2 protein-coding genes are annotated in these 2,299 nt (G+C 66.5%); one reads left to right on the forward strand and one right to left on the reverse strand.

Going from position 1 to position 2,299, the window contains the following annotated elements; all coding sequences use genetic code 11:
• A partial coding sequence (locus AC1D12_RS31315) for a TonB-dependent siderophore receptor (RefSeq protein ID WP_477845085.1) occupies window positions 1-1,758 on the reverse strand: 1,758 nt, incomplete at its 3' end.
• A 202-nt stretch (window positions 1,759-1,960) separates the two neighbouring features.
• On the opposite strand from AC1D12_RS31315, the gene AC1D12_RS31320 reads away from it, so the two are divergent.
• Window positions 1,961-2,299 (forward strand): hypothetical protein (locus tag AC1D12_RS31320; protein ID WP_477845086.1); only part of this gene is annotated, 339 nt, incomplete at its 3' end.

The raw sequence follows: 2,299 nt of genomic DNA on the forward strand, positions 1-2,299 counted from the left end.
CCAGCCGTTGCCGACCTGGTAGCTGAGGCCGAGCCGGCCGGTGGTGGCGTTGTCGGTGCGCTCGGCGACACCGACCTCGGGAAAGTCGGGGTCGGTGCTGGGCCTGCGGTTCTCGTAGCGCGTCTTCACCCGGTCCTGCCGCACGCCGACGGTCAGCCCCCAGTGCGGGTCGAAGCGCACCTGGTCCTGCGCGTACAGCCCGACCTGCGACAGGATCACCTGCTTGTCACGGGATTGAGCGGTCGGCTCGTCGATGTGGATGCCGTACACCGGGTTCGTCATGTCCAGCGGCGTCGTCATGGCCTGCCAGCGCTGCCATTCGGCGCGGCTGCGGTCGAAGTCGATGCCGAACAGCAGCGCATGCGAGACGCCGCCGCCGTCGACCTTGCCCTGGATCGAGGTGTCGATGCTGTTCTCGTCGACCGTCTCCACGKCGTGCCGCGCCTGGCGCAGCAGCTGGTTCGGGTCGCCACCGGGGTCAGTATCGAAGAACGACAGGATGTGGTGCTTGTCCAGCGTGCGGTGCGCATAGCGCGCGTTCTGCTTCAGCTGCCAGCCGCCTTCGAAGCGGTGCGCGAGTTGCCAGCCGACCGCATCCGAGCCGGTCTCGATGCGGCTGTAGCTCGGCTCGCCTTCCTTGACCGAGGTCGGGTTGCCGTCGAAGTCGCTGGCGTACTGCACGTCGTCGGAGCTGTCGTCGCGCAGCACCTCGGCCTGCAGCGTCAGCGAGGTCTGCGGCGTCGGCTGCCACTTCAGCGAGGGCGCGAGGTACTGGCGCTTCTGCGTCATGCGGTCGCCGTTCGGGTACTGGTCCTGCGTGCCGGTGTCGAGCCCGACGCCGAYGACGCGCCAACGCCACTGGCCGTCGGCGTCGATCGCGCTGCCGACATCGGCCATCACCTGCTTGCGGTCGTAGCGGCCGGTCTGCACGCCGATCTCGCGCACCGCATCGGGCCCCGGCACCTTGCTGACGCGGTTGACCACGCCGCCGACATCGCCCTTGCCGAACAGCACCGACGACGGCCCGCGCAGCACCTCCAGCCGCTCGAGCCCGTAGACCTCGGTCTGCACGCCGAGGAAGGTGATGCCGACGTTCTGCACCAGCCCGTCGCGGAAGCTGCTGGTGTACCAGCCGTCGAAGCCGCGCAGCAGCACCCAGTCGGCCGCACGCGAATCGAAGCCGTAGGGGTTCACGGTGACACCGGGCGTCTGCGCGAGCGCATCGGTCAGTGTGGTCTGGCCCTTGTCGTCGATCTCCTGGCTGCTGATGACCGAGATCGACTGCGGGACTTCGACCAGCGGCGTGTCGGTCTTGGTGCCGACGCTGGCGCGCTGCGCGACGTAGCCGCCGGCATCGGCATCGGCGCGGGCGCGCACGGTGAGGGCGGGCAGCGTGGTCTCGGCGGTCGCGGCGGTGGCCGAGGCCTGGCGTACCGCGAAACCGCCGTTCGGCGAGCGTGTTGCTTCGAGCCCGCTGCCGGCCAGCATCTGCTGCAGCGCCTGGACCGCGCTCAGCCGGCCGCTCACGGCGCGCGAGGTCTTGCCGGCCGTGGCCTCGGCGGCCGCGAGGATCGGCAGGCCGGTCTGGCGCGACAGCTCGTTCAGCGCGGCATCCAGCGGCTGGGCGGGCACCTGGACCGCGAATTCGGCCTCGGCCTGGGCGGGGGCCTGGGCAAGCGCATGCGGCACGGCGAAGGGGCCGCTGAAGGCGGCGGCCAACGCGACGACCAGCAGGCGTTGGCGGGGGAGGGAACGCATGGGGGTACTCCAGAGGTTGTGTTGCGTGATGAACGACGAGCCGCTGGCGTGAGGGCCACTGAGGGGCCTGGGTGCTGGCTTGCGAGCTCTCCGACTACTTAGACGGATGAGCGGGGGGAAGTGGGACAGGGGACGCACGCTGTGTGGAGGGGAGCGACAGGGTGTACCTCACGGGGAACGCGCGTGCTGGAAGTGGCACTCAGTGGGCTGGCCGCCTTCTGGGGTTGACGAATCAATCCGGGCCGTGCTGTGCCGTGCTTTCCATCAATCCGATGAATTTGGAGTTGTTATGAACAAGTTATATAAGAGTGCAAAGAAGAATTTTCCTAAAATTCTCGCCAAAAGTGTCAAAGGTGAAAAAGGCAAAGATAAGGATGATATAAAGGCTGAAAAAGGCAAGGCCAAGAAGCATATGGAAGATATATCATTGGATAGCTCTTCGAGTTCCGATGCCAAGAAGCCGATTCCTAAAAACGGTCAATCTCCAGGAAACAAACGCACAGAGAGTGGCGAAAAATCACCCCGGCCTTCTGGTAATCCG

This window comes from Rhizobacter sp. P1_G5, assembly GCF_056405435.1.